We start from the raw sequence: 21,138 nt of genomic DNA, 5'->3' as shown, positions 1-21,138 counted from the left end.
TCGACGACTGCTCGATTGATGCAACTACTGATGCGATTACGGATGATGCAATTACGCGGCTTTCGCACCGTGGCTGTGTAGCGCCGGATACAGCTTGAGCGCCGTCTTGCCGAAAATCCATGCGCGATCGGCGGCGTTCAGGCACTGCAGTCCGGATTGCGCGGTGGCGAGAATTTCTTGCAACGTGCCGCTCGAGGTCGGGAAATTCGATCCCCATGCCATGCGTTGCGCGCCAAATGCTTCCACCACGCGCGGGAAAAACGTTTCCGCGCTTGCTGCGTCTTTCCTGACGTCGCCGAAAATGCGTGGCGTGAGTTTCAGAAAGATGTTTTCGTATTCCGCGAGTTCAAACAGACTCTGCGATTTCGCGTAGGGCGGGCCGTCCGTGACGTCGGGGCGCGCGAGGTGATCGAGCACGATCGGCACACGCGGAAAACGTTGCGCCAGCGCGCGCACTTGCGGAATGCCGACCGGACCGGTCTGAATGCACATCGGCAGGCCGAGGTCCGCGCACAATTCCCACGCGGGAAACGCGCGTGGATCGTCGAGTTCGCTCGGGTCGAATTCTTTTGTGCTGCCGCCGGTGAAGAGGCGCAAACCTTCGAGACCCTGTTCCACCCATTCCTGAATGCGTTGCGGCGCATCCGGTTGCAGCACGTCGACGGAACCGACGGCGACGAGGCGGCCCGGATATCGCGCGCAACTCTCGGCCACATAGCGATTATCGAAGCCGTATGTCGTGGACGAATGCACCACGGCCGCTTTGCCGACACCTGCCGCATCCATTGCGGCGATCAGCGTTTCGACGGTCGTCGGGCGTTGCTTCGACCAGTCCGAGCGCTTGCCGAACAGCGGCGCGGGCGGATAACGACCTTCGTCATCGGAGATGATGTGCGGGTGAATGTCAACGATTGAGCCGGGCATGAGCGTCCTGGAATGTGTGCGCGTTATCGCTTCTTGTCGCTTCGTTCTTTGTCGCTTCGCTTCGCTTCGTTCAGTTTCGCGTTGCCTGCGGGTCCACGAAGAGATCGTCCAGTGCAAGCCGGCGCGGCGTGAGGCCTTGCCTGAATGCGGTGGCTTCGAGCGCCTCGATGGTCTTGCGATTCGCTTCGATGCCATAAGGCAGCGGATCGTGACCCACGATCTTTCGGAGTTCCAGGTATTTCTTGTCGCCCGCGCTGGTCGCTTCGCCCGCGTCGAGACGGGCGAGCCATTCGCGCTTGGCTTGCGCGAAGGCGTCGTCGAGCGAACGGGCGATCCACGGATGCTCGGCGAGAATCGCGTCCTTCACGACGATGGTGCCGTGCATCGGATAGACGCCGGTGCGTGCGTAATAGTCCTTTTCGAGCGCGGCGGCATCGGGCAGCAGATCGGGGTAATCGGCTTCGACTTCTTTCCAGCCGCCCGTGGGCGCGCCGGTGCGTCCAATACCGGCCGCCGCTGCGAAGCCGCCGGCGAGTTCGCCGCTTGCCATCATGTCCGCGAGCGAGCTGCCGGCGGGCGCGTGCACGACGTTCGACGGCAGTTTCAGTTGCGTCACGTGCTCTTCGTCGTCGACGACCCAGGTGACTTTGGACGCATCGAGACCGAATTCGTCGATCAATACCTGACGCGTCCACACGCCCGTGGTGACGGAATACGCGCGCACGCCGACCTTGCGGCCTTCGAGGTCTTTCGGATGGCGAATGCCCGCTTCGGGGCGTACGAGCAGGCCGCCGTGGTGGAAGCGGCGCGTGACGAAAATCGGCAGGCCGACGAACGGCGCGCCGTACGCGCGGGCGATGATATAGGTCGTGGGCGCGAGTTCGCAGACGTCGAATTCGACGTCGCGCACCATGCGCCGGAATGCGCCGATCTGGGGCTGGACCGTGACGAATTCGGCGTCCACGCCTTCGATGGGAATGTAGCCGTTGCGAATGGCCGACGTATGCGGGTGTTCGCCAATTGCAATTTTGAGCCGCACCTTATTAGCCAACATTCGTCTCCTTGAATGGGTGTGCTGTGCTTTGATGGAGAGAGAATATTTGAGCGGCCCGCGCGCGTCCCTATACAAAAGGGAGATTCGATGGCACTTTTTTCATGATGATCGGCTCAGGCGGCCCAATTTGTCGTGGCCATCGCGCGCCCGGCTTGTACGTTCTGCCTGGCGGGCTGTCGTGGCTCGCTGCCCGACTTGCGGTTGACGCGCCACCGCGCCGCAACTCACGTACCATCGCGTTCTTTGCAATGTGACCCTTTTCGATTCGCGCGGCCATGGACAATCTTGGAGATATTCGCCTCTTCGTCGAGGCGGCGGGGCAGGGCAGTCTGTCGGCGGCGGGCCGCAAGCTGGGGCTGTCGCCCGCGGCGGCGAGCGCGCGGCTGGTCAAGCTGGAGGGCGCGCTGCATACGCAGTTGTTCGAGCGCTCGACGCGCAAGCTGCGTCTGACCGACGAAGGCCGCCTGTATCTCGCGCACTGCCAGCACGCGCTGCAAACGCTCGACGATGCCCGCGCGGCGCTCCAGGCGGGCCGCGCTTCGGTGAGCGGCGCGCTGCGCGTGTCGGCGACATCGGATTTCGGCCGCACGGTGTTGCGCCGCTGGCTCGACGCGTTCAACGATCAGCATCCGAACGTGACGCTCACGCTGGTGCTCTCCGACTCGCTGTCGCATCTGCTGCAAGACGATATCGATCTCGCGATCCGCTTTGGCGTGCCCACGGACAGCTCGATGGTCGCCAAGCGGCTCGCCGACAACCGGCGCGTGCTCTGCGCGTCGCCCGCGTATCTGGAGGCGCATGGCGCGCCTTCGCATCCCGACGAACTCGGCGAACACGACTTTATTCTGCTGGCGTCGTCGGCGGGCGTGGCCAATAGCTGGCGCTTCTCGCGCGGCACGGAGACGGCGCTGTTTAGCGCGCCGCTCGACCGTTCGCGGCAGACGAACGACGGCTCGCTCGCGCGCGAGTGGGCTGTGGAAGGGCGCGGCGTGGTGATGAAATCGATCTGGGATATTGGCGCCGATCTGCAGGCGGGCCGCCTGCGCGTGCTGCTGCCCGAGTGGCGCTGTCCGGACGTGCCCGTGCACGCGCTCTTTCAGCGCACGCTCTATATGGCGCCGCGCGTGCGGACCTTGCTCGACTTCCTCGAAGCGGAGTTCGCGCAGGCGGCCGGAACGCTCGCGCCGTATCTGGCATAGCGTCCCGGCACGCGCATTACGCTGCGATCACCGCCTTCGGTTCGAGAAACGCTTCGAGTCCGGCCACGCCATATTCGCGTCCGATGCCCGATTGCTTGAAGCCGCCGAACGGCGCCGCCGGTTCGTGCGCGAGCGTGTTGACGAGCACACGGCCGGCCTCGATGCGCGCGGCCACCGCGTTTGCGCGCGCCGTATCGGCGGAACAGATATAGGCTTGCAGCCCGTACGGCGTGTCGTTGGCGATCTCGATGGCGTGCTCCGTATCGCGGTACGCGATGATCGCCAGCACCGGCCCGAAGATTTCCTCGCGCGCGATCGTCATGGCATTGGTCACGCCGCTGAATACGGTCGGGCGCACGAACCAGCCCGTGGCCGCGCCTTCGGGCCGCCCCTCGCCGCCCGCGAGCAGACGCGCGCCTTCGTCGATACCCACGCGGATATAACGTTGCACGCGCTCCCACTGCTTGCGGCTGACCATCGGGCCGATGCTCGTGCGCGGGTCGCGCGGATCGCCCGATTGAATCCCGGCGACGGCGTCGACGATCTTCGCCTCGAATTCCGCCAGACGCGCTTGCGGCACCAGAATGCGCGTGCCTGCGATGCAGGCCTGACCGCTGTTCATGAAGCCCGCCTGCAGCGCGAGCGGCACGGCGAGGTCGAAATCGGCGTCGTCGAGCACGATCATCGGAGACTTGCCGCCGAGTTCGAGCGTCACGCGCTTGAGCGTCTCGGCACCCGTGCGCAGGATCGATTTGCCGACCGCCGTCGAGCCCGTGAACGAGAGCTTGGCGACGTCGGGATGCGCGCTGATCGTCGCGCCCACGGTATCGCCGCGCCCGGTGACGATGTTGAACACGCCCGGCGGCAGACCGGCTTCGTGCAGCGCCTCGGTCACGATGCGCGTTTGCATCGCGCTCATTTCGCTCGGCTTGACGACGGCCGTGCAGCCCGCCGCGAGCGCGGCCGCGAGTTTGCCGCAGATGAAGCCCGCGTTGCTGTTCCAGGGCGTGATGAGCCCGGCTACGCCGAGCGGCTGCATCGTCACCTCGGCCGTGCCGGCGCGACGCGTGAACGCGTACTGTTCGAGCACGTCGGCGGCGTCGCGCAGCACGTTCGAGGCGTGCTGCGCCATCCAGCGTCCGCGCGAAACCGGCGCGCCGTATTCCTCGACGATCGCTTCGAACAGCGCGTCCTCGCGCGCCAGCACGGCCGCGTGCAGACGGCGCAGCATGGCGACGCGTTCGTGCTGCGGCGTGCGCGAAAAGGCCGCAAAGGCGCGCTTCGCGGCGGCGACGGCGGCGCGCGCGTCCTCGGCGTCGGCGAGGCGCACGTGGCCGATCACCTGCCCGGTGGCCGGGTTGAAGAGTTCGAACAGCTCGCTGCCGTGCGGCGTGACGAACGCGCCGTCGATATAGATGGTGTCGATGACCTGCATGGTGGCTCCGGAAAACGTGGCGACCAGCACACGATAGTGCGGCGCGATTGATCCGACTAGCCGTACAATCGAGGACGAGTCATTGAGCGATTTAGGATAATGAAGACATCGGGACTGGGCGAACTCGAAGCCGTGCTCGCGGTGGCGCGTCACCGTAGCTTCCGCGCGGCGGCCAACGAACTGGACGTGTCCACCTCGGCGCTGAGCCATGCCGTGGCGGCGCTGGAGGCGCGTATCGGCGTGCGGCTGTTCAATCGCACCACGCGCAGCGTGGCGCTGTCCGAGGCGGGCGCACAGTTCGTGGACAGCGTCACGCCCGCGCTGTCCACCATCCGCGAGGCGATCGAGCAGGCGGGCAGCTTTCGCGACACGCCGTCGGGCACGCTGCGCATCAATACGTCGCTGGGCGCGGCGAAGCAGGTGATGCCGGTGTTCGTCGAATTTTTGCGGCGCTATCCGGAGATGAAGCTCGACATCGTCACCGAAGGGCGGCTCGTCGACATCGTGGTGGACGGTTTCGACGCGGGCATTCGCCTCGCCGACACCGTGCCGCAGGATATGGTCGCGGTGCCGTTCGGCGATCGTCAGCGTTTTACGGTCGTCGGCAGCCAGGCGTATTTCGCGCGCAACCGCAAGCCGCGCGTGCCGATGGATTTGCGCGCGCATCGCTGCATTCGCGCGCGTATGCCGAGCGGCACGATTTATCAGTGGGAATTCGAGCGGCGCGGAGAAAGCGTGCGGATCGACAGCGAAGGCGCGATCACGCTCGACGACGCCGACCTGATTCTGCGCGCGGCGCGCGCCGGCTTGGGGCTCGCGTATCTGACCGAATGGAATGTGGCCGAGGATCTGGCGCAGGGCACGCTGGTGCGCGTGCTGGAGGGCTGGTTGCCGCCGCTCGACGGTCTGTGTCTGTACTATCCGAGCCGGCGGCATGCGCCCGCGGGATTGCGGGCGCTGGTGGAGACGATCCGCGAGTTTGCGGAGGTGGAGAGGAAAGCGTCGAAAGCAGGGAAAGCGGACGAACGCGCCCGCCAACCCCGCGCTTGATCCACTTTAATCGAGCACCTTGTTACCCGTCTCTTCGAACATCGACACGGCGATCAGCGAAATCGCCACGCAGCCGATCATGTACCACGCGGGCGCCATTTTGCTGCCCGTTTCGCGGATCAGCCAGCTCGCCACGAGTTGCGCCGTGCCGCCGAACGCCGACACCGCAATCGCGTACGCGCTCGACATATACCCGGCGCGCAGATGCTTCGGAAAATTCTCCGGCATCAGCGCATAGGCGGGCGCGCTGCCCATCGTGTAGCAGAGCATCAGCACGATCAGCGCGGCCAGCACCACGGGCAGCGACGGATAGTGCGTCATGATCCAGAACGCCGGATAGAGCAGCACGATCAGCGCCACGCGTCCGATGATCGTGAGCGGCTTGCGGCGGCCCATGCGATCGGACCACGCGCCGTAGATCGGGCACATCACGAGCGAGATCGTGCTCGACGCCACGCCCGCGAGCATCGACATCTTGCTCGGCAAGCCAAGGTACTGGATGCAGTAGGTCGGCATGTAATACATCATCACGTACGTCGCCACCGACATGCCCATGATCGAGAAGATCGTGAGGAACCAGTTGCGCACGTAGAGGCCGCGTTTCGGGTCGTCGCGACTCGCCAGCGCTTTGGGCGCGGGCGGTTCTTCGCGGATATGCCGGCGCAGATAGATGCCCACCGGCGCGATCAGCGTGCCGACGAGAAACGGAATGCGCCAGCCCCAGCTATGCATCGTGTCGGCGGAGAGCAGAAAGCCGAGGCTCGCCGCGAGACCCGAGCCGAGCAGCGCCGCCGCGCCCTGGCTCGCGAGCTGCCAGCTCGCGCGAAAGCCACGGCTGGCGTTGCCGCCCATTTCGAGCAGCGTCGCTGTGGCCGCGCCGAATTCGCCGCCTTGCGCGAAGCCCTGCAACAGACGCGCGGCCACGATCAGCACCGGCGCGGCCAGGCCGATCTGCGCGTACGTGGGCGCGAGACCGATCGACGCGGAACCGATCGCCATCAGCAAAATGGTGAGCGTGAGCGCCGGCTTGCGGCCCGCGCGGTCGGCGTAGCGGCCGAGCACGATGCCGCCGAGCGGACGCATCACGAAGCCCACCGCGAACACCGCGAACGCGAGCAGCGACGAGGTGATCGGATCGTCGGCGGGAAAGAACTGATGACCGATGGTGAGCGCGAAATAGCTGTAGACCGTGAAGTCGAAGAATTCGAGCAGATTGCCGATCACCGCCGCGAGCACGATCTTGCGTTGCTGGCCTGGCGTCATCGGCGGCGCGTCGGCCTCGTGCGGGGAAAGCGTGGAAGTGCTGGCGGTCATGCTGGGGCCTTGGCGAGGTAGCGTTCGACGAGTCGCGTCCAGAACGCGGCGCCGATCGTGAGGTTGTCGTCGTTGAAGTCGTAGCGCGGGTTGTGCAGCATCGGCTGGCCTTCGCCGTTGCCGAGCCGCACGAAACAGCCGGGGCGCTGTTGCAGGTAGTACGCGAAATCCTCGCTGCCCGCGATGGGCGGGAACGGCGCGATCACGCGTTCCGGACCGACCAGTTCCTCCGCGATTTCGCGCGCGAAAGCGGTTTCGGCTTCGCTGTTCACGAGCACCGGATAGCCGCGGATAAAGTCGATGTCGGCCGTCGCGCCATACGATTGCGCCTGCGCATTCACCACCGCGCGAATGCGCGCTTCGAGCGTTTCGCGCACGGTCGGCGAGAACGAACGCACGCTCATTTCGAGCACGGCGCTTTCGGGAATCACATTGGCCGCGTGGCCCGAATGGAACGAACCGACCGTGATGACGGCCGCTTCGTTCGGATCGACGTTGCGCGCGACCACCGATTGCAGCGCCATCACGATGCTGCTGCCGACCACCACGGGATCGACCGCGAGGTGCGGGCGCGCCGCGTGGCCGCCGCGTCCGTTCACGCGCACCTTGACCGTATCGCAGGCCGCCATCAGCGCGCCCGAGCGGAAGCCGAACGTGCCGACGGCCACGCCCGGATGATTGTGCAGACCGAAGATCGCATCGCAGGGAAAGCGCTCGAACAGGCCGTCGGCGAGCATGCGCACGGCGCCGCTGTCCGAACCGGCTTCCTCGGCGGGCTGGAAAATCAGGTGCACGGTACCGTCGAAATTGCGCGTCTTCGCGAGTTGCTGCGCCGCGCCGAGCAGGACCGTGGTGTGGCCGTCGTGGCCGCACGCGTGCATCTTGCCGTCGTGGATGCTGGCGTAGTCGAGGCCGGTCTGTTCGTGGATCGGCAGCGCGTCCATGTCGGCGCGCACGCCCACGGTGCGCGTGCTCGTGCCCGACTTGAGCGCGGCCACCACGCCGTGGCCGCCCACGTTGCGCGTCACCTCGTAGCCCCACGATTGCAGCTTGTCGGCGACAAAGCGCGCCGTATCGGCCTCCTCGTACGACAGCTCGGGATGCTGGTGAATGTGATGACGAATCTCGTCGAGTTGCGCGCGGGCATCGGCCAGGTCTTCGATCTGGCAGTAACGGCTGTCGCTCATGGTGCGGGGCTCCTCCTTGTTGTGCGGGATGCAGGCGGCGTCGATGCGGATGGCGCGTCGCGCTTCGCCTTGCGAAAGGCTTGCTGCAAAGGACAAGCCCGAGTATTGCATCGACGAAAAACTCGACCGATGACTGAAACGCGTCGAAAATGTTGCTTTCAAGTCAACGATTCGCGCGGCGGCGGGTGTTCGGTGTGTTCGATACGCATCGAGCCGAAGCGAAAGCAAGACGAAAGGAATGCAACATGAGTCCCACGGAGAACGGCGCGGAGCCGCTGGCGGAACGCTGGATCGACGAAATCGGTGAAATCGGCGAGCGCACGCTGCGGTATCTGGCCGAAATCGCCGCGAGCGGCGGCGTGCGCATGGCCGCCGAAACGCTCGGCGTAAACCCGTCGGTCATCAGCCGGCAGGTGGCGGCGCTGGAGCGGCGGCTGCGTTTTCCGCTGATCGAGCGGCGCGGCCGCAACGTGGTGGTGACGGAGATCGGTCAGGTGCTGATCGACCATTACCGCGACAGCCAGCGGCGTCAGCGCGATCTCGCGGCGCGTCTGGAGGAGTACCGGCAATTGCGGCGCGGACGCGTGGCGCTCGGCGTGGGCGAGGGGTTCGTCGGCAATCTGATTGCGCGCGCGTTGCAGCGTTTTTCGATGACGTATCCGGACATTCTCGTCGAGATCCGTTCGGGACCGACGCCGGTCGTGCTTTCGCTGGTGCGCGACGATGTGGTTGATATCGGGCTGTGCACGCGCACCGCGGACGATCCGGCGCTGCGCATTCACACCTTTGCGTCGAAGCCGCTGTGCGCCGTGGTCGCGCCCACGCACCGTTTTGCGAGCCTGGCGAAGGTGGCGCCCGAAGCGCTCGCCGAAGAGCGGCTGATTTTCATGCGCGAGGCGTTTGGCGTGCAGCAGATCGTGCAGTCGCTATTCGACGAGGTCCGGCTCAATGTGATTCCGGCCTATCGCGTGGATCTGTTCCATACGGCGCAGACGCTCGCGGCGGGCGGACTCGGCGTGGCGTTCATGTCGTCGATTACCGCGCGGCGCGGCATCGAACTGGGCGAACTGGTGGCGGTGCCGATCGATCATCCGATCGCGGCGGGCTTCGGCAGCCAGATGATGGCGCGCGTGGGGCGGCGATTGTCGCCCGCGGCCGATCATCTGTGGAAGCAACTGGCGCGCAGTTTCGTGCAGACGACGGGGAAATAGCGGGAAAGCGTTGCAGCTGGAAATGCTACTAACGGTCAGTCGCGCCTTCAGCCCTGGAACGGTATTTTCGCGCGCCGCACGATTTTCGACTCACGCGCTCGCTCGCTAATGACGAGCAAGTGAGCGGCGTGGAAGATAGCACGATTTTTTCGCTATCGGTGAAATTTGATTCGGCATCCGAATGAACGGAAATAGGCGGCGCGAGTCATGCGCCGCCTTTTCATTCGGTTATTCAAATATCGCTGCAATCAGGCAATCAATTCCGCGCAATCAATATCGCGAAAGCTGGCTGCCATTCATCTGCACATGATCGCCGGGGCGCAGATCGCCGGGCGTCGGCACATTGAACGAGCGCATCGAACCGTCGCTGACCTGCACGTCGATTTGATACGACGTGGGCTGTGCCCCCATCTGCTGACCGATCTGATTGCCCGCCACCGCACCGCCCAGTGCGCCGATGACGGTGGCCGCATCGCGGCCATGACCGCGCCCGAACTGATTGCCGATCACGCCGCCGAGCACCGCGCCCACCACGGTGCCTGCAACACCGGAAACCGGCGACGCGCTGCTGACCGGACGCACATTCGTGATCGTGCCGTATTGCGCGCCGTATTGGTTGCCGTACTGGCCGCCGTTCTGCGTGTCATAAGCCGGTGCGGGCGGCGGCGGTGCGTAAGCCGGCTGCTGCACGGTCGCCGGTTGCGCATAGACGGGTTGTGCGTACGCGGGTTGCTGCGCGTACTGCCCCGAATAAGTCGAGCCATAACCCGGACCATATCCGGGCGCCACGCAGGCGGTCAGGGAGAGCGTCGTGACGGCGGCAATCGTCGCAAGAAAGACGGATTTCGTAGTGAGCATCGGCATGGTGTGATTCCCGCATCGGCTTGCGAAATGCGCCGATGTCAATGTGGAGAGCGAATGCGCCGGAGTATAAGGAATGCGCGTTCGCCCGTCCGATGCCGCCCGGTAACAACGTGTAAAGTCTGTTGCCGAGTCAGCGGGGGGAAATCACAAAAGGGACGCCGTTTATTCGTCGTTGCCGCCTCGGCTCCTGTGTTGTGCCGCGAGTTTGTCCTGCTGCGCGGGCGGCACCGGATCGTAGTGACTCAATTGGATGCTGTAATTGCCGTTGCCGCCGGTCAGCGAATTCAGGCGCGACTGATAGTCGTTGAGTTCGGCGAGCGGCACTTTGCCCGCGATCACCATTGCATTGCCGCCCACGGTGCGCGTGCCGTGCAATTGCCCGCGACGCGACGAAAGATCGCCGATGATGTCGCCCATCGACGTCTCCGGCGTCATGACTTCGATATCGACAATGGGTTCGAGCACGATCGGCTGCGCTTTCAATATGGCGTCGATAAACGCTTTGCGTCCTGCCGTCACGAACGCCACTTCTTTTGAATCGACCGGATGGCTCTTGCCGTCGAAAACGGTCACGCGCAGGTCCTGCATCGGAAAGCCCGCGAGCGGGCCGCTCTCCATCACCTGCTGAATGCCTTTTTCCACGGCCGGAATGTATTGCGTGGGAATGGCGCCGCCTTTCACGGCATCGACGAATTCAAAACCCGCGCCGCGCGGCAGCGGCTCCACGCGCAGCATCACTTCGCCGAATTGCCCCGCGCCGCCCGTCTGCTTCTTGTGACGGCAATGGCCTTCCGCCTTGCCGCCGATGGTCTCGCGCCACGCAATCGTGGGCGGGCGCGTGATGACTTCGAGCTTGTGCTGTTCCGTGAGCCGTTCGAGCATGTAGCGCAGATGCAGTTCGCCGAGCCCGCGTACGACGGTTTCGTTCGTGCCGGCAGGGTGGCTGATCGACAGGCAGGGATCTTCGGCGGCGAGCTTTTGCAGCACTTCCCAAAGGCGCTGTTCGTTGCCGCGCCGCGCCGGTTCGATCGCGAGTCCGTAAATCGGATTCGGAAATTCGAGCGGCACGAGATGCACGTTGCCGTCTTCGGGCGCGTCGTGCAACACGGTGTCGAAGTCGATGCCGTCGGCCTTCGCCACCGCGCAAATATCGCCGGGACCGGCGCGCGGCACGTCGGTATGGTCCTTTCCTTGCAGCCGCCACAAATGCGCGACCTTGAACGGCTGGCGGCCATTACCGACATACAACTGGCTGTCACGCGCGACCGTGCCCTGATGAATGCGAAACACGGCCATTTTGCCGATATACGGATCCATCACGATCTTGAACACATGCGCGAGCACATGCCGCGTCGCGTCGGGTTCGGGCTGCACGATCTCGGTCTTGCCGTTATGGGTCTCACGATAATAGAGCGGCGGATTGCCTTCGGTCACATTCGGCAGCAGGCGCACGAATACGTCGAGCAATTGCTCGATGCCGGCGCCCGTGGCCGCCGACGCAAAACACACCGGCACGAGATGGCCTTCGCGCAGCGCGCGTTCGAAGGGTGCGTGCAATTGTTCGGGCGTGATGGCCTCGCCCTGTTCGAGATACAGCTCCATCAGTTCGGGATCGAGTTCGATCACCTGATCGACGAGTGCATTGTGCGCCGTCTCCACGGCATAAAAATCGGCCTCGCCGGCCGGATTGAAAAAGCAGTCCACCACTTCACTGCCGCCTTTTGCAGGCAGATTGATCGGCAAACAGTTTTTGCCGAAACGCTCCTGAATATCGGCGAGCAGACCGGGCAGATCGACTTTCTCGCCGTCGATGCCATTCACGACGATCATGCGGCAGAGCTTGCGCCGCTGCGCGTAATCCATCATGCGGGCCGTGGTCATTTCAATGCCGTTGCGCGCATTGATGACGATGGCCGCTGTTTCGACGGCGGGCAACGCGCCGATGGACAGTCCCGCGAAATCCGGATAACCCGGCGTATCGACGAGATAGACGCGCGTGTCCTGATGATGAAAATGCGCGACCGTGGAATTGAGCGAGTGATGATATTTGCGTTCGAGTGCGTCGTAATCGCAGAGCGCCGTGCCGCGACTCACGCTGCCTGGCGAGTGCAATGCGCCGCCGCGATGCAGGAGCGCTTCGGCAAGCGAAGTCTTGCCGCATCCGGCGTGGCCGACCAGTGCGATCGTGCGGATGGCTTCGGGACTGTAATCCATGATCGCCATCGTCCTGTAGAGGCGTGTTGGGGCATTATTGGCGAAATTTCTCGCGCTTGCCAGCGTTAGCGAAACGGCTGCGTGCGCTCGACCGGTTCGTTGCGGTGCAGTATTTCAGCACCTTTTTTCAGGGGTTTTTCGTGCAAAACGCTGGCGCGTGGGTTCGCCGGTTGCGCGTGTGCGATGCAATAAAATCGGCCACGCTCACTCTGTCTAACGTTCGCGCGTCGGCCCCAGCCGATCGAGCAACGCGGTCAGCAGATCGACCGGCAGCGGAAACACGATGGTCGAATTTTTGTCGGCGGCAATCGTGGTGAGCGTTTGCAGATAGCGCAACTGCATGGCTTGCGGCTGCTGCGCGAGCCGTTGCGCGGCCTGCAGCAATTTCTCCGAAGCCTGCAATTCGCCTTCGGCGTGAATGACTTTCGCGCGGCGCTCGCGTTCGGCTTCGGCCTGACGCGCAATCGCGCGAATCATCGTTTCGTTGAGGTCGACGTGCTTGATTTCGACTGTCGACACCTTGATGCCCCACGCGTCCGTTTGCGAGTCGAGCGTCTTCTGGATATCGGCGTTCAGTTGCTCGCGCTCGGCCAGCAGCGCGTCGAGATCATGCTTGCCGAGCACCGCGCGCAATGTGGTTTGCGCCAGTTGACTCGTCGCTTCGACATAGCGCGCGACCTGTATCACGGCCTTTTCCGGATCGACGACGCGGAAATACACCACGGCATTCACTTTTACCGAGACGTTGTCGTGCGTAATCACGTCCTGCGAGGGCACGTCGAAGACCACGGTCCGCAGGTCGATGCGCACGGCCTGCTGCACCACGGGAATGATCAGCACGAGACCCGGCCCTTTGACCTTCCAGAAGCGCCCGAGCATGAACACCACGCCGCGCTCGTACTCGCGAAAGATGCGGATCGACGAGACGGCCAGCAAGACGACGAGCACAGCGAGCAGGCTCGAAAATCCAAACGTGTAGCCGATCATGTCGATTCTCCTTGCGATGGCGGCGGCCCGTTCGCGTCGTGTAGCGGCACGACGCTCAGCGTCAGCCCGCTGCGCGCGGTCACGCGGACCGGCGTGCCCGCCGCAAGCGGAATGGTGCACGTCACGCGCCAGCGTTCGCCGTGCACGCGCGCCCAGCCGTCGGCCGTTGCGTGCGGGGTGGGGGATCGGTTGGCGGCGTTGACGTTCAGGCCGTCGTCGAGAATTTCACCGAGGCTGCCAACCAGCGCTTCCGCGCCCGTCACCACGGGCCGTTTGCGCGCGCGCAGCGCGACGCTCGACATGAGCGCGACCAGCGCCGCGCCGCCGAGTGCGAGACCGGCGATGAGCGGCAAGGGCACGCCGTAGCCGGGCACGTCGGTGTCGATCAGCATGAGCGCGCCGATCGCGAACGCCACGATGCCGCCGAAGCCGAGCACGCCGAAGGTCGGCAGGAACGCCTCGGCGACGAGGCACGCGAGGCCGAACAGGACGAGGCCCAGGCCGGCGTAGTTCACGGGCAGCATCTGCATGGCGAACAGCCCCACGAGCAGGCAGATGGCGCCCGCGACGCCGGGCAGCACGAAACCGGGATTCGCGAATTCGAAGAAGAGGCCGTAGACGCCGATTGTCAGCAGAATCAGCGCGACGTTGGGATCGGCAATGATCGAGAGGAAACGGTTGCGCCAGTCGGGCGCATAGTTGACGAGCGGTGCGTGCGCGGTCGCGATGCGCACCATGCCGGCGGCGGTCGCGACCACGCGTCCATCGGCTTCGCGCGCGAGATCGGCGGCGCTGGGCGCGATCAGGTCGATCACGTGTTGCGCGAGCGCTTCGCTGGCCGAGAGGCTCACGGCTTCGCGCACGGCGCGTTCGCCCCATTCGGCGTTGCGGCCGCGCAGTTGCGCGAGGCCGCGAATGTAGGCGGCGGCGTCCTGGGTGGCCTTGCGGGTTTCGGTGGAGGCCGTGTCGGTGGGCAGCGCGCCTGCGTTGCCCGATGCCGGGCTGGCCGCGCCGGGCAATGCGGGCGCGCCTGCCGGACCCGGCGCGCCGCCGCCGATCTGCACCGGCGACGCCGCGCCGAGATTGGTGCCCGGCGCCATCGCCGCGAGGTGGCTCGCGTAGACGATATAGGTGCCCGCGCTGGCCGCGCGTGCGCCGCCAGGCGCGACATACGCGGCGACCGGTACGGGCGAGGCGAGGATCGCCTTGATGATCTGGCGCATCGAGGTGTCGAGGCCGCCGGGCGTGTCGAGTTGCAGGATCGCGAGCGGGGCGCGCTGGCGCGCGGCGCGTTCGAGCGTGCGCACGACGAAATCGGCGCTCGCCGGCCCGATCGCGCCATTCACCACGATCACGACGACAGCCGCTTGTGGGCGCGCGGGCGTTTGCGCGATGGCGACGGCGCACAGCGTCATCAGCGCGAATAGCAGCGCGAGAAACGAGGGTACGAGTGGAAATAGCGGCGATGCGCGCCGCCCGCTCCGCCGCGCAGGCGGACGATGCTGGTGAAACGCGCGAGACCGCCACGCGATACGCGCGACGGACTGCGCTGGACGATGAACACGCATCGGCTCGGCCGGGCAGCGTGGATCGCGCGCTGCCGGCTCGCAGGAAGGGCTGGGCCCGATTCATCAAGCTTACGCCTTTGGCGCGCGGCGTGGGGGCGGATCGAATTGTTTCGATATCCTGATCGAATTGCGCGGCGACTTTCGTGCAGATTCGACGCGCCTTTTCGTCGGATGGATGGCGTGCGGCGAGCGTGTCATCCGTCCGGGTGCCAGCTTGAGATATCAGACTAGATGATGACTGAAATACGAAATCGGAATTGGATTTATTTCAGCGCAACGCCGATCATGACGTCCATGCAGCGCGAACGACTTCCCGTCCGCGCGTTGTCATCCCGCATCGAATGGAGCACACACCATGGCCGAACGTATGAACGCCATCATCTGGCCCGAAGGTTATCTGCCGGGCACCACCGAAAATTTCGCCTCGAATGAAATGATCGTCGCCGGCATTTCGGCGGCCGACGTCTGGCCGCTGCTCGCCGTTGCGCCGCGCTGGCCCGAGTATTACGCGAACTCGTCGGATATCCGCTTCTACGATGGCAAAGGTCCGGAACTCGAAACCGGCGTGCGCTTTTTCTTCCGCACGTTTGGCTTTCCGGTCGAGGGCGAGGTCACGGAATATGTGCCGCCCGCGCACGGCGAACCGGGCCGCGTGGCGTGGCACGGCTGGGCGGGCGAGGGCGATACGCGTCTCGACGTGCATCACGCGTGGCTCGTCGAGGATCTCTCGGGCGGCCGCGTGCGCATCCTCACGCAGGAGACGCAGAAGGGCAAGCCCGCCGTCGAGCTGGCGAACGCGCGTCCCAATCCGATGATCAACGGTCACCAGGAATGGCTCGACGGTCTCGTGAGCGCCGCGCGCAAGGCGAAGCAAGGTTGAGCATGCCCGCGCTGCCGCGCGCAAATTTCGCCTACTGTTGAACGCGAGTTGAACGCGATTTCCTTTTCCGGAGGCGTCGTATGTCTGCACTGTTCACCCCGTTCAAACTGAAGGACGTGACGCTACGCAACCGCATTTCGGTGCCGCCGATGTGCCAGTACAGCGCGATCGACGGCGTCACCAACGACTGGCACTGGACGCACTATCCGACGCTCGCGCGCGGCGGCGCGGGACTCGTGATCGTGGAGGCCACGGCGGTGTTGCCGGAAGGGCGCATCACGCCGGGCTGCACGGGCTTGTGGAACGACGCGCAGGCCGAAGGCATGGCGCGCATCGCCGCGTCGATCAAGGCGGCGGGCGCGGCGCCCGGCATCCAGATCGCGCATGCGGGCCGCAAGGCGAGCGCGAATCGTCCGTGGGAAGGCGACGACCACATTCCCGCCGACGACCCGCGCGCGTGGCAGCCCATCGCGCCCTCGGCGATTGCGTTCGGCGCGAATCTGCCGCGCGTGCCGCGCGCCATGACGCTCGACGACATCGCGCGCGTGAAGCAGGCCTTCGTCGATGCGGCGCGGCGCGCGCGTGCCGCCGGTTTCGAATGGCTCGAACTGCATTTCGCGCACGGTTATCTCGCGCAAAGTTTCTTTTCGATTCACTCGAACCAGCGCACCGACGCCTACGGCGGCAGTCTCGAAGGGCGCAGCCGATTTCTCGTCGAAACGCTCGCGGCGGTTCGCCAGGTCTGGCCCGAGAATCTGCCGCTGACCGCGCGTTTCGGCGTGATCGAATACGACGGACGCGACGAGGAAACGCTCGCCGAGTCGATCGAACTCACGCGCAAATTGCGCGGCGAAGGGCTCGATCTGCTTAACGTGAGCGTGGGTTTTTCGATTCCGGGCGCGAAGATTCCGTGGGGTCCGGCATTTCTCGCGCCGATCTCCGCGCGCGTGCGCCGCGAGGCGGGCGTGCCGGTGGCGTCGTCGTGGGGCGTGGATATTCCGCGCGTGGCGGAACGCGTGATCGCCGAGGAACAGATGGATCTCGCAATGATCGGCCGCGCGCATCTCGCCGATCCGCACTATCCGTACCGCGCAGCGCAGCACCTGAAGCTCGACCGGCCTTCGTGGGTGCTGCCCGCGCAATACGCGTACTGGCTCGAACGCTATCAGCCCGATCCGCAGGCGCGCGATTGCGGCGATTGAGCCGCGCCGCGCGAATCAGAGCAGGGGCGCGCGCATCGGCTTACTCCACCGCGACGAGCGCCTTGCCCGAGAACGCGCGATGACGCAGGGCGTCGAGATGCTCCGCGAGCGCGTCGAACGGCGCGATGTGCTGCGCTTCGGCCTGCAAGGCGCCGGTCGCGATGGCCGCGAGCATCGACTCGCCCGCTTGCGTGAGACGTTGCCAGGCGGCGTCGTCGCCATAGACGTGCAGCGCGCCGAGCGCGACTTCGTGCACGGACAGCGTGCGCCCGAACGGCGGACACGGCGCGGTGTCGAGCCGTCCCTGAATGCAGACCAGATGGCCGTTCGCTTCCAGCACCGGTGAGATGCGCGCGGCGTGCGGCGCGTCCACGCTGTCGATCGCCGCGTAGAAGCGGCCCGCGTTGTCGTCGGCCCAAGTGTTGCCGTCGGCAAGCGGCCCCGGCACGCAGGCGTGCGCGCCCAGGCCCGCGAGGCGTTCGGCGTGACGCGGATGACACATCGCCGTCACCTCGAAGCCACGCTGCGCCGCCAGCTGGACGAGATACTGGCCGACCGCTCCGCCCGCGCCGGAAATCAGCACGCGTGCGCCCGCGCGCAGCGTCAGCTTCTCGATCGCCAGCCACGCGGTGAGCGCCGGACACGGAAAGCTCGCTGCCGTGGCGAAGTCGAGCGCGTCGGGCACGCGCAGCAGCGCGCGCGCCGCGAGCGGCGTGTAGTGCGCGAAGCTGCCCGGCTTGTGCAGGCTCTGGTGATACGCCACGCGCCGCCCGAGCCATTCCGGCGCGACGCCTTCGCCCAGCGCCACGACCGTACCCGCGCCATCGACGCCCGGCACCTTGCCGCGCTGCCAGTTCACGAGGTCGCCGCCCAGCACTTTCCAGTCGACCGGATTCAGCCCGATCACCGCATTGCGCACCAGCACGTCGCCGGGCGCGAGCGCCTCGCGCGGCACGCTGCCCAGCGCGAGGCCGAGCGCATCGGGCGAGCCGCGCCACGTCCACGCGGGCCAGGTCGGCGGCACGGGCGTCGTCACGTCGCTCATGCCTTGTTGCCCGGCGTGTTGCCTTGATAAGCGCCCGCCGAGTAGGTCAGCTCATAGCTGTGGCTGTAGATTTCGAGGATGTTGCCGAACGGGTCCTCCATGTAGACCATGCGATACGGCTTTTCGCCGGGGAAATACTCGCGTACCGGCATGCGCTGCTTGCCGCCCGCCGCGACGATCTTCGCCGCGAGACCTTCGACGTCCGGATCCTGCACGCAGAAGTGGAACACGCCGGTCTTCCAGTATTCGAAATTGTTTTCGGGCTTCTGTGCGTTGCGGAATTCGAAAATCTCCACGCCGATGCGGTCGCCGGTCGACAGATGCGCGATGCGGAACGAGCCCCAGCCCGCGCCGAACACGTCCGTGCACATCACGCCGATGGCGCTCTCGTCCTCCTCGATGGTGGTGGGCGGCATGATCAGATACCAGCCCATGACCTCCGTGTAGAACTTCACGGCGGCGTCGAGATCGGTCACCGAAAGACCGATGTGGGAAAAACTGCGCGGATAAACGATGCTCATGCTGATTCCTCGAAAAACGCCCGGCTGGCGGGCACCCTTCGAATCTTAGGCAGCGTGGCTATAATCGCAACGACGCTATTCTTATCATTTCGATAAATCTTCCTTATGCTGAATCCGCAATGGCTGCGCACCTTCGAGATGCTGGCCGACGTCGGCAACTTCACGCGCGCCGCCGAACGGCTCGGCATCACGCAGGCGGCCGTGAGTCAGCATCTGCGCCACCTCGAAGACCGGCTCGGGCTGCTGGTGTTCCGCCGTCCGCGCGGCATCGAGATCACGCCCGCCGGGCGCGCGCTGCTCGACTATTGCGCCGAACTCGAAGTGTCCGACCGCAAGTTGCGCGACCGCCTGGCCGCGCCCGACGCCGATGCGGGCGAGATCGCGCTGATCAGTCCGGGCAGCATCGGTCTGGCGCTGTATCCGCTGCTGCTCGACTTGCAGGCGGCGCATCCGGGGCTGTCGATCCGGCACCGTTTCGCGCCCGATTCCGAGGTGCTGGCGGCCGTGCTCGCCAATCAGTACGAACTGGGCCTGCTCACGCTCAAGCCCGACGACGAGCGCCTGAAAGCCACGCGTTTCGCGGAGGAGCCGCTCGAAATGGTGATTCCGGCCGGAGAAACGGTGCGGACGTGGGAGGATCTGGAGCGCATCGGTTTTGTCGATCACCCCGACGGCCTCGCGATGGCCAACCGTCTGCTGAGCCGCCGCTTTCCGGGCAACACGGGCGCGCGCGCGTTGCCGCGCCGCGGCTTCAGCAATCAGATCGGCCTGATTCTCGAACCCGTCGCGCGCGGTTTCGGCTTCACGGTGCTGCCGCGCTATGCGCGCCGCGCGTTCGCGCGTCAGGAGGCGATCGAAGTCGTGGAATGCGATGTCGCCGTGGTCGATACGCTCTGGCTGATTCATCGCGCCGAATGGCCGCTGCCGCGCCGCGCGCAGCGCGTCGTCGAATTTCTTTGTGCGCAGATGGCGGCCGCGGGCGGCTGAGTTTTACCGCCTGCTTTAACGCCGCTTATTTCAATGCCGCATTGAGCGCCGCGCGGCCCGCGTTGGTGCGCAGCAGGCTGTTCGACGGCGCGTGAATGCGCGCGCACAGCACGTTGCGATGATGCCGCTCCAGCGGATTGCGCCGCGTGATGCCGTGATTGCCCGCGAGTTCGAGCGCGGTCTGCACGGCCTCGATCGCGTTGTCCACCACGTTGTGCTTGACGAGCGCCGAGAGCGTGGCAGGCGCGTTGTCCGCGTCGATGGCGTCGGCGTGCGAGCGCAGCAGCCAGTCGCTGGTGGCGAGCCGCATTTCGATGCGGCCCACGCTTTCCTGCACCGTCGCGAGACTCGCGAGCGGCGCGCCGCCGAGCGAGCCGGGCGTGCGCGTGTTGATGAAGTCGAGCAGCCAGTCGCGCGCGGCGCGCGCCGCCGCGTCGTAAATCGTGGCGACGAGGCTGAAGTACCACGCCGTCGCGTGCGGATCGCGCTGCACGCCTAGGCTCGCGGGTTTCAGGCCCACGGCGTCGTCGAGCGGGATCGCCACGTCCTTGAACAGCACGTCGTGACTCACGGTGGCGCGCATGCCGACCGGGTCCCAGTTTTCGTCGATACGCACGCCGGGCGCGTCGCGCGGCACCAGAAAATGGCCGAGGCGCGGCTCGGCTTCGTCGGTGCGCGCGAGCACGCTGATCCACGCGAGCAGCGGCGCGCCGGTCACGTAGCGCTTGTGCCCCGTGATGCGCCAGTGCGCGCCGTCGCGCCGCGCGATCGTATCGGGCAGGCCGCCGTGCGAGGGCGAGCCGAGCGCGGGCTCGACCTGCGCCGCGTTGATGAGCGCGCGGCCGTCGAGCGACGCGCGCGTGAGCCGCTGCGCAAGCGCGGGCGGCCAGTCGCGCACGCCGCCGCGCGCCGCCACGCGTGCGTCGTGCACGATCATCGCGTGATGGCTGTAGTGCATCGCAAGGATCAGCGCAACCGATGGATCGCCATAGGCGATTTCGCCGAGGATCGAGCGCGTGACGGCGAGGCCCGCGCCGTATCCGCCGTCCGCGCGCGCGATGTTCGCGCGCAGCAGGCCCGCTTCGCGCAGCGCCTGGAATTGCTCCTGGGGCGGCGCGCCGCTGCGGTCGTAGTCGTCGGCGAGATTGGCGAACACGCGGCCGAGCAGCGCCGCGCGCTCGATCAGCGCGGCGTGGGTGGCGCGTGCGGCGTCGTCGGCGGCGGAATCGAGCGCGGCGGCCGGAGTGGGGGCGTTCATATGCTTAGCCATCCTTGGTGATGCTGAAGCGAACGATTATCGGCAGCGGCCGCGCGCACGGTCAAAGAACGATTCGTGCGAACGGTGCGTGGCGCGCGCTGATTTGCTTTTTCAGTTTTTGCTTTTCTTATTACGCCGATGCCGCCGCAGCACGCAAATCGGCGCACAAAGCAGAGATGCGCATAACAAAAGTCCAATTACGTGGTTCGTCGCGCGCGCCGCGCTTCTTATACTGATT

General features: G+C 65.7%; 19 protein-coding genes. 7 read left to right on the top strand and 12 right to left on the bottom strand.

Features of this window, described 5'->3' with window-relative positions:
* Positions 1 to 51 precede the first annotated feature (51 nt).
* Both SB764_RS09115 and SB764_RS09110 read right to left on the bottom strand, forming a co-directional pair.
* The gene (locus SB764_RS09115; RefSeq protein ID WP_074986056.1) at positions 52 to 924 is read right to left on the bottom strand and encodes an amidohydrolase family protein; all 873 of its coding nucleotides are present in this window, start codon (positions 922 to 924) and stop codon (positions 52 to 54) included.
* A 70-nt stretch (positions 925 to 994) separates the two neighbouring features.
* Complete coding sequence (locus SB764_RS09110) at positions 995 to 1,978, bottom strand: ABC transporter substrate-binding protein (protein WP_410863303.1); 984 nt, start codon at positions 1,976 to 1,978, stop codon at positions 995 to 997.
* Positions 1,979 to 2,253: 275 nt separating this feature from the next.
* Between SB764_RS09110 and SB764_RS09105 the strand changes: the two genes are divergently transcribed.
* Positions 2,254 to 3,177 carry a LysR family transcriptional regulator gene (locus tag SB764_RS09105; RefSeq protein ID WP_110328701.1) on the top strand — a complete coding sequence of 308 codons (924 nt, stop codon included), beginning with the start codon at positions 2,254 to 2,256 and terminating at the stop codon, positions 3,175 to 3,177.
* Between the two features lie 16 nt (positions 3,178 to 3,193).
* On the opposite strand, the gene SB764_RS09100 is transcribed toward SB764_RS09105, so the two are convergent.
* A complete protein-coding gene (locus tag SB764_RS09100) occupies positions 3,194 to 4,612 on the bottom strand; it encodes an aldehyde dehydrogenase family protein (protein ID WP_074986059.1) in 1,419 nt (472 codons plus the stop codon).
* Positions 4,613 to 4,711: 99 nt separating this feature from the next.
* Between SB764_RS09100 and SB764_RS09095 the strand changes: the two genes are divergently transcribed.
* Entirely contained in the window at positions 4,712 to 5,662 is a 951-nt protein-coding gene (locus tag SB764_RS09095; protein WP_410863300.1) for a LysR family transcriptional regulator, read from the top strand.
* Between the two features lie 6 nt (positions 5,663 to 5,668).
* Here the strand turns inward: SB764_RS09095 and SB764_RS09090 are convergent, their stop codons facing one another.
* Both SB764_RS09090 and SB764_RS09085 read right to left on the bottom strand, forming a co-directional pair.
* Complete coding sequence (locus SB764_RS09090; protein WP_080180375.1) at positions 5,669 to 6,976, bottom strand: MFS transporter; 1,308 nt, start codon at positions 6,974 to 6,976, stop codon at positions 5,669 to 5,671.
* Positions 6,973 to 8,163, bottom strand: coding sequence for a M20 aminoacylase family protein (locus tag SB764_RS09085; RefSeq protein WP_065060591.1), 1,191 nt, complete (start codon positions 8,161 to 8,163; stop codon positions 6,973 to 6,975). The genes SB764_RS09090 and SB764_RS09085 overlap by 4 nt, the downstream gene beginning before the upstream one ends.
* 245 nt (positions 8,164 to 8,408) lie before the next feature.
* Between SB764_RS09085 and SB764_RS09080 the strand changes: the two genes are divergently transcribed.
* A complete protein-coding gene (locus SB764_RS09080) occupies positions 8,409 to 9,374 on the top strand; it encodes a LysR family transcriptional regulator (RefSeq protein WP_321857141.1) in 966 nt (321 codons plus the stop codon).
* Positions 9,375 to 9,644: 270 nt separating this feature from the next.
* On the opposite strand, the gene SB764_RS09075 is transcribed toward SB764_RS09080, so the two are convergent.
* The 4 genes from SB764_RS09075 to SB764_RS09060 all read right to left on the bottom strand — a co-directional run bounded on the left by SB764_RS09075 (position 9,645) and on the right by SB764_RS09060 (position 15,007).
* Positions 9,645 to 10,238, bottom strand: a complete 594-nt coding sequence (locus tag SB764_RS09075) for a glycine zipper 2TM domain-containing protein (RefSeq protein ID WP_074986061.1) — start codon at positions 10,236 to 10,238, stop codon at positions 9,645 to 9,647.
* A 162-nt stretch (positions 10,239 to 10,400) separates the two neighbouring features.
* The gene (gene fusA, locus SB764_RS09070) at positions 10,401 to 12,452 is read right to left on the bottom strand and encodes an elongation factor G (RefSeq protein WP_065060592.1); all 2,052 of its coding nucleotides are present in this window, start codon (positions 12,450 to 12,452) and stop codon (positions 10,401 to 10,403) included.
* A gap of 213 nt (positions 12,453 to 12,665) precedes the next feature.
* Positions 12,666 to 13,439, bottom strand: a complete 774-nt coding sequence (locus SB764_RS09065) for a slipin family protein (RefSeq protein ID WP_410863297.1) — start codon at positions 13,437 to 13,439, stop codon at positions 12,666 to 12,668.
* Positions 13,436 to 15,007 carry an NfeD family protein gene (locus SB764_RS09060; protein WP_410863295.1) on the bottom strand — a complete coding sequence of 524 codons (1,572 nt, stop codon included), beginning with the start codon at positions 15,005 to 15,007 and terminating at the stop codon, positions 13,436 to 13,438. Before SB764_RS09060 ends, SB764_RS09065 begins: the two co-directional genes overlap by 4 nt.
* A gap of 355 nt (positions 15,008 to 15,362) precedes the next feature.
* Here SB764_RS09060 and SB764_RS09055 point away from each other — a divergent pair, with 355 nt between their 5' ends.
* Complete coding sequence (locus tag SB764_RS09055; protein ID WP_197520333.1) at positions 15,363 to 15,887, top strand: SRPBCC domain-containing protein; 525 nt, start codon at positions 15,363 to 15,365, stop codon at positions 15,885 to 15,887.
* 80 nt (positions 15,888 to 15,967) lie between these two features.
* Positions 15,968 to 17,089, top strand: coding sequence for an NADH:flavin oxidoreductase/NADH oxidase (locus tag SB764_RS09050; RefSeq protein WP_183039564.1), 1,122 nt, complete (start codon positions 15,968 to 15,970; stop codon positions 17,087 to 17,089).
* A 40-nt stretch (positions 17,090 to 17,129) separates the two neighbouring features.
* Here SB764_RS09050 and SB764_RS09045 read toward each other — a convergent pair whose 3' ends face one another.
* Together SB764_RS09045 and SB764_RS09040 are read right to left on the bottom strand one after the other, a co-directional pair.
* Positions 17,130 to 18,134: a zinc-binding dehydrogenase gene (locus SB764_RS09045; RefSeq protein ID WP_410863293.1), complete on the bottom strand. Its 1,005-nt coding sequence runs from the start codon at positions 18,132 to 18,134 to the stop codon at positions 17,130 to 17,132.
* Positions 18,131 to 18,655 (bottom strand): lactoylglutathione lyase family protein, encoded by a 525-nt coding sequence (locus SB764_RS09040; protein ID WP_065060470.1) that lies wholly within the window; start codon positions 18,653 to 18,655, stop codon positions 18,131 to 18,133. Before SB764_RS09040 ends, SB764_RS09045 begins: the two co-directional genes overlap by 4 nt.
* A gap of 105 nt (positions 18,656 to 18,760) precedes the next feature.
* On the opposite strand from SB764_RS09040, the gene SB764_RS09035 reads away from it, so the two are divergent.
* Complete coding sequence (locus SB764_RS09035) at positions 18,761 to 19,642, top strand: LysR family transcriptional regulator (RefSeq protein ID WP_065060471.1); 882 nt, start codon at positions 18,761 to 18,763, stop codon at positions 19,640 to 19,642.
* Between the two features lie 25 nt (positions 19,643 to 19,667).
* Here SB764_RS09035 and SB764_RS09030 read toward each other — a convergent pair whose 3' ends face one another.
* On the bottom strand, positions 19,668 to 20,900 hold the full coding sequence (locus SB764_RS09030; protein WP_410863291.1) for an acyl-CoA dehydrogenase family protein: 1,233 nt from the start codon (positions 20,898 to 20,900) through the stop codon (positions 19,668 to 19,670).
* A 14-nt stretch (positions 20,901 to 20,914) separates the two neighbouring features.
* On the opposite strand from SB764_RS09030, the gene SB764_RS09025 reads away from it, so the two are divergent.
* Positions 20,915 to 21,136: a hypothetical protein gene (locus SB764_RS09025; protein ID WP_110328697.1), complete on the top strand. Its 222-nt coding sequence runs from the start codon at positions 20,915 to 20,917 to the stop codon at positions 21,134 to 21,136.
* The last annotated feature ends 2 nt before the right edge of the window (positions 21,137 to 21,138 follow it).

The organism is Paraburkholderia sp. SIMBA_027, assembly GCF_046535315.1.
GTDB classification, from domain to species: domain Bacteria; phylum Pseudomonadota; class Gammaproteobacteria; order Burkholderiales; family Burkholderiaceae; genus Paraburkholderia; species Paraburkholderia tropica.
This window is presented reverse-complemented; position numbering and strand designations above follow the sequence as displayed.

Coding starts and splice junctions, on each gene's coding strand:
- fusA (WP_065060592.1), bottom strand. CDS start 12,452: ATGGATTACAGTCCCGAAGCCATCCGCACGATCGCACTGGTCGGCCAC.
- SB764_RS09075 (WP_074986061.1), bottom strand. CDS start 10,238: ATGCCGATGCTCACTACGAAATCCGTCTTTCTTGCGACGATTGCCGCC.
- SB764_RS09050 (WP_183039564.1), top strand. CDS start 15,968: ATGTCTGCACTGTTCACCCCGTTCAAACTGAAGGACGTGACGCTACGC.
- SB764_RS09030 (WP_410863291.1), bottom strand. CDS start 20,900: ATGAACGCCCCCACTCCGGCCGCCGCGCTCGATTCCGCCGCCGACGAC.
- SB764_RS09065 (WP_410863297.1), bottom strand. CDS start 13,439: ATGATCGGCTACACGTTTGGATTTTCGAGCCTGCTCGCTGTGCTCGTC.
- SB764_RS09085 (WP_065060591.1), bottom strand. CDS start 8,163: ATGAGCGACAGCCGTTACTGCCAGATCGAAGACCTGGCCGATGCCCGC.
- SB764_RS09060 (WP_410863295.1), bottom strand. CDS start 15,007: ATGCGTGTTCATCGTCCAGCGCAGTCCGTCGCGCGTATCGCGTGGCGG.
- SB764_RS09110 (WP_410863303.1), bottom strand. CDS start 1,978: ATGTTGGCTAATAAGGTGCGGCTCAAAATTGCAATTGGCGAACACCCG.
- SB764_RS09055 (WP_197520333.1), top strand. CDS start 15,363: ATGGCCGAACGTATGAACGCCATCATCTGGCCCGAAGGTTATCTGCCG.
- SB764_RS09035 (WP_065060471.1), top strand. CDS start 18,761: ATGCTGAATCCGCAATGGCTGCGCACCTTCGAGATGCTGGCCGACGTC.
- SB764_RS09100 (WP_074986059.1), bottom strand. CDS start 4,612: ATGCAGGTCATCGACACCATCTATATCGACGGCGCGTTCGTCACGCCG.
- SB764_RS09105 (WP_110328701.1), top strand. CDS start 2,254: ATGGACAATCTTGGAGATATTCGCCTCTTCGTCGAGGCGGCGGGGCAG.
- SB764_RS09045 (WP_410863293.1), bottom strand. CDS start 18,134: ATGAGCGACGTGACGACGCCCGTGCCGCCGACCTGGCCCGCGTGGACG.
- SB764_RS09040 (WP_065060470.1), bottom strand. CDS start 18,655: ATGAGCATCGTTTATCCGCGCAGTTTTTCCCACATCGGTCTTTCGGTG.
- SB764_RS09115 (WP_074986056.1), bottom strand. CDS start 924: ATGCCCGGCTCAATCGTTGACATTCACCCGCACATCATCTCCGATGAC.
- SB764_RS09080 (WP_321857141.1), top strand. CDS start 8,409: ATGAGTCCCACGGAGAACGGCGCGGAGCCGCTGGCGGAACGCTGGATC.
- SB764_RS09090 (WP_080180375.1), bottom strand. CDS start 6,976: ATGACCGCCAGCACTTCCACGCTTTCCCCGCACGAGGCCGACGCGCCG.
- SB764_RS09095 (WP_410863300.1), top strand. CDS start 4,712: ATGAAGACATCGGGACTGGGCGAACTCGAAGCCGTGCTCGCGGTGGCG.